This window comes from Streptomyces roseicoloratus (assembly GCF_004117935.1).
GTDB classification, from domain to species: Bacteria; Actinomycetota; Actinomycetes; order Streptomycetales; family Streptomycetaceae; genus Streptomyces; species Streptomyces roseicoloratus.
In genome coordinates, this window is sequence record NZ_SDOY01000107.1 from 1 (window position 1) to 4,947 (window position 4,947).

The 4,947-nt window shown below is 75.6% G+C and carries 3 protein-coding genes; 2 read left to right on the forward strand and 1 reads right to left on the reverse strand.

Annotated features, from left to right (window positions below):
- Both ESG85_RS11910 and ESG85_RS11915 read left to right on the forward strand, forming a co-directional pair.
- Nucleotides 1-2,332 (forward strand): type IV secretory system conjugative DNA transfer family protein (locus tag ESG85_RS11910; protein ID WP_425471206.1); only part of this gene is annotated, 2,332 nt, incomplete at its 5' end.
- A gap of 167 nt (nucleotides 2,333-2,499) precedes the next feature.
- Nucleotides 2,500-4,077, forward strand: coding sequence for a PucR family transcriptional regulator (locus ESG85_RS11915; RefSeq protein WP_128978290.1), 1,578 nt, complete (start codon nucleotides 2,500-2,502; stop codon nucleotides 4,075-4,077).
- Nucleotides 4,078-4,096: 19 nt separating this feature from the next.
- Here ESG85_RS11915 and ESG85_RS11920 read toward each other — a convergent pair.
- The coding region (locus ESG85_RS11920) for an IS982 family transposase (RefSeq protein ID WP_128978292.1) at nucleotides 4,097-4,947 on the reverse strand (851 nt) is incomplete at its 5' end.

Here is a 4,947-nt window from a genome sequence, read left to right on the forward strand (position 1 = left end):
CGCGCCGCCCGCTGCCGTGCCGCCGCGGCCCGCCACGGCACCGCGCGCCGCGAGTGCGGTGGCCGAGTGGCTCGACGCGCCGCGGCCGGAGGCGGGGCCCGGGATCTGGCGGTTCCGGCACGTGCCGCCCGGGCCCGAGGGGCCCGAACGGCTCGCGCCCGTCACCCTCGCCGGGATGCTGATCCCCGTCGCGATCGGACTGCTCGCCTGGTCCGCCTGGCGCTCCGAGGTCTTCCCGTACAAGACCGAGTTCCTGTGGCTGCTCACGCCCCGCGACTGGTGGTACCCCGCCACCACCGCCCCCGTGGACTGGCACGGCCAGGCCGCCCGCGCCATGTACGACGGCGTGTTCCTCCTCGTCCTCGTGGCCGCCATCGGCTTCCTCGGCTCCTGGCGCACGATCGTCCGGCACTACGTGGGCCGGTTCCGCACCGGCGCCCGCGCCGCGCTCGCGGGCGCCATGGCCCTCGGCACCCTCGTCCTCGTCTGGCCCGAGGCCTTCGGCCTCGACTGGGACCCGCTGCCCGTCGTGTCGCCCGTACTCGCGCTCGTCGCCCTGCTCACCGGCGGCTTCGACGTCTTCACCTCGCCCTTCGCCGTCTACACCCTCTACACGCTGATCACCCTCCTCGTCCTCTGGCCGTTCGCCCGGCTCGGCGACTGGAAGGGCCTCGTGCGGGCCCGCCGCACCGGCAAGACCGCGGCCGCCGCGGCCGCACGGGCCGCGTCCGCCGGCCCCGACGCGCCCGCCGTCCCCCGCTCCCAGTGGCCCGAGCTGCGCGAGGCGGGCGAGCGGCAGGCCGCCGAGCTGCTCGCCGCCGCCGTCGCCGACGGCCGGATGAACGACGTCGACTGCGCCCGCGTCCGGCGCGCCTGGCAGGACGCCGGCCACGACGCCGCGCGCCGCTCCGCCCTCGTCGGCACGCTGCTCCGCGAGGGCCCGGCCGCCGGAGGCCACCCCTCCGGCGACCGCGACCTGCCCGGCCGGACGGCCGCGCACGACCTGCTCCTCGGCCAGGTCCGCGTCGGGCGTTACCCGGCCGGCGAGCGCACGCCCCGCGACTACCACCAGGCCGGTCTCGCCCTCGAACCGGGCCTCCTCGGCACCTCGCTGCTCGCCGTCGGCCCCTCCGGCTCCGGCAAGACCCGCTCGCTCGTCGCCCCGGTCACCGAGTCGCTCACCCTGCAGGCCCTCGCGGGCGGCTGCTCCGTCGTCGCCGTCGCCGCGGCCGGCGCCCCGCTCGGCCCCGACGCGGCGTACGACGTCGTGATCCGGCTGGGCGACCCGTCCTCGCCGTACGACCTCGACCTCTACGCGGGCGCGACCGACCCCGACGAGGCCGCCGCCTTCCTCGCCGAAGGGCTCGTCGGCGACGTGGACGGCGTGGAGACCCGCCGCGCCGCCACCGTCATCGCCCAGCTCATCGGCCCCTACCGGGCCGCGTACGGCCGCTTCCCCACCGTCCCGGTGCTCCGCGAACTCCTGGAGGCCCGCCCCGAGACCCTGCGGACCCTGCTCGACCTGCTGCCCGAGGACGCCTCGGCCCAGACGATGCGGCGCGAACTGGAGTCCCGGATCCGCCAGGTCGGCACCGCCACCGACCTCGGTCCGGTCCTCGCCGACCGCCTCTCGGCGCTCGACCGGCCGGTGTTCGCCGAATTCTTCGGCGGCGGCGCCGACGGAAGCCGCCCGTTCTCGCTGCGGGCCGTCGCCCAGCACCCCGTACGGGTACGGATCGGCCTGCCCGACGGTGCCCACGAGGAGGCCGCGCGGCTCCTCAACCGGCTGCTGCTCGCCCAGTTCCAGTCCGTCGTACGGGACCGGGGGCGCTCCGCGCGCGGCCACTTCGCCTGCCTGGTCCTCGACGACGCCGCCGGCGCGCTCACCGCCGGGACCGTACGGGCCCTGCAGCGGCTGCGCCCGCAGAACGCCGGTGTCGTCCTCGCCCTCCGTACCCTCGCGGAGGTGCCGGCCGCGCTGCACGGGCCGCTGCTCGCGGTGGTCGGCTGCCGGATGGCGTTCGCGGGCATCCCCAACTGGGACGGCCGGGCCTTCGCCGAGGCGTGGGGCACGGAGCGGGTCGAGACCACCGAGGTCGCCCACCACACCGTCTTCGCCGACCAGCCGATGACCCGGGCCTTCCACGCCCTCCGCAAGCTGATGACCGGCAAGGCGGTCACGACGGAGGCGGTGACGGTGCGCGAGGTCGAGCGCGAGCGCTGGTCGGCCTCCGACCTCGCCCACGCCGTGCCGCCCGGCCACGCCGTCCTGTCCCTCACCCACGTCGGCGGCGAGCGCACCCCGCCGCTCCTGGTGGACCTGCGCGGCTGAGGAGGGAAGCAGGGAGGCCGGGCCCGTACGGGCGGGGGGCGGGGCCCGGTGCGGGCTGGCAGAATCGGGGACACGCCGCCCCCACCGGCGGCCGCCTCCCCGCCCGACGCACCCCCCACCCCGACGGCGTCACCCTCCCCAGAACCTCAAAGGTCCGACGGTCCCCAATGCCGCCCACCCTCGCCTCGCTCGTCCAGCACTCGGCGCTCAAGCTCACCGTCCGTGCCGGTGAGGACCGCCTCGACACCCCCGTGCGCTGGGCGCACGTCAGCGAGCTCACCGATCCCGTCCCCTACATGGAGGGCGGCGAACTGCTGCTCACCACCGCCCTCACCCTCGACGCCGAGGACCCCGAGGCGATGGGGCGCTACGTGCGCCGACTGCTCGGCGCCGGTGTCGTCGGGCTCGGCTTCGCCGTCGGCGTCAACTACGAGGACATCCCGGCCGCGCTGCTCGAAGCGGCCCGCGAGGAGCACCTGCCACTGCTCGAAGTGCCGCGGCGGACGCCGTTCCTCGCCATCAGCAAGGCCGTGTCCGCCGCCATCGCCGCCGACCAGTACCGGGCGGTGACCGCCGGTTTCGAGGCGCAGCGCGAACTGACCAGGGCCGCGCTCGCCGAGGGCCCCGACGCCGTCGTCGCCCGGCTCGCCGCGCACGTCGACGGCTGGGCCGCGCTGTACGACACCTCCGGCACCGTGCTCGCCGCCGCGCCCGAGTGGGCGGCCCGCCGGGCCGCCCGGCTCACCTCCGACGTGGAACGGCTCCGGGAACGGCCCGCGCCCGCCAGCGCCGTCGTCGGCGGCACGGACGACCGGGTCGAGCTGCAGTCGCTCGGCTCCGGGCGCCGGGTGCGCGGCGCCCTCGCCGTCGGCACGGGCGCGCCCCTCGGCACGGCCGAGCGCTACGCCGTGCACTCCGCGATCGCCCTGCTCACCCTCACCACCGAACGCTCGCGCTCGCTCCAGGCCGCCGAGCAGCGGCTCGGCGCGGCGGTGCTGCGGATGCTGCTCGCCGGTCAGCCGGACCACGCGCGCGGCGTGGCGGGCGACCTGTACGGCGGGCTGCTCGACGCGCCGTTCCGGCTGCTGATCGCGGAGCCGGCCGCCTCGGCCGAGCCGAAGGAGGGCGAGCCGCCGCTCGCGGCGTTCGCCGAGACGCTGGAGGCCGCGGCGGCGCGCGCGGGCGAGTCGGTGCTGACCGTGCCGGAGGGCCCGGAGGGCGGGGAACGGCTGGTGGTCCTGGCCGGTGACGCGGGAGCGGTGGTCACCGCGTGCGCGGCGTACGCGACGCGGGAGGCGGAGGACGCCGGCCTGGTGGTGGGGCTCTCGGCCCCGACCGGTCCGATCGCCGCGGCCGCCGCGTACAAGCAGGCCGAGCAGGCGCTGTCGGTGGCCCGGCGGCGCGGTCGCGCGCTGGTCGAGCACGAGGAGCTGGCGTCCGGCTCGGTCCTGCCGCTCCTCGCCGACGACGCGGTCCGCGCCTTCGCCGACGGGCTGCTGCGGGCCCTGTACGAACACGACGCGACCGGCCGCGGCGACCTGGTGGCCTCCCTGCGCGCCTGGCTCTCCCGCCACGGCCAGTGGGACGCGGCCGCCGCCGACCTGGGCGTCCACCGCCACACCCTGCGCTACCGGATGCGCCGCGTGGAGGAGATCCTCGGCCGCTCGCTGGACGATCCGGACGTCCGGATGGAACTGTGGCTGGCCCTGAAGACGACGGGCGCGGACGGCGGCGGGCAGTCCTAGATGAATGAGTCCGATGTTTTCAGTGGTCGTAGGCGATCAGTGAGCGTTTGACTGCGGCGCCGGTGGTCCAGTTGTGCCAGATGCCGGCGGCCAGGGCGAGGAGTCGTTGTCCGGTGCGGGCGAAGACACCGGCCGGGGTTCTGCCGCCGTGGTGTTCGAGGCTGAGCTGGCCTTTGAGGGTGTCGATGACGGCCTCGATCCACTGTCGGACCCGGGCGATCTTCCCGTGCCGGACCGGTTCGTCCTTGCGGTCCGGCCGCACGAGGTGGGCGCCGAGGCGCTCGCTGACGAAGGTCTCGAACTCCTTCCCGGCAAAGCCCTTGTCGGCGAGGATCACCTGCCCTTGGCGGACGAGGTGGTGGTCGTGTTCGAGCAGGGCGGCCATCACCTCCCGCTCGCCGATCTTCGGGTTGGCCAGACACCAGGTGACGGGCATGCCCTCGGCGGTGGTGACCAGGTAGAGCCGGAAGCCCCAGAAGAAGCGGGAGTGGCTGCGGCAGTAGCCGTATCCGCAGTGCCCGGCCAGTTCGGAGCGTTTGACGGTCTCGCGGGAGGCCGCGCAGGGCAGCGGGGTGGAGTCGATCAGCCGCAGGTCGTCGTTCCAGGTCGGCACCTGCCGGGCCAGTGCCTCGATCACCTGGCTGATCAGCGGACCTGCGGCGTTGAGGCGCTTGTTGTAGGCGGACTGCTGGGGCAGGTAGCGGAACAGGTGTCCCAGCCGGGCATGCGCGAAGCGGATCCAGTGCCGGGCCGAGGGGAAGCCGAGCAGGACCTGGGCGACGGCCAGGCACAGCAGTTCGGCGTCCGTGAGTTTCGGGGGTCGCCCGATCCGGCGACAAGGCGCCACATGGTCGTCGATGAACACGTACA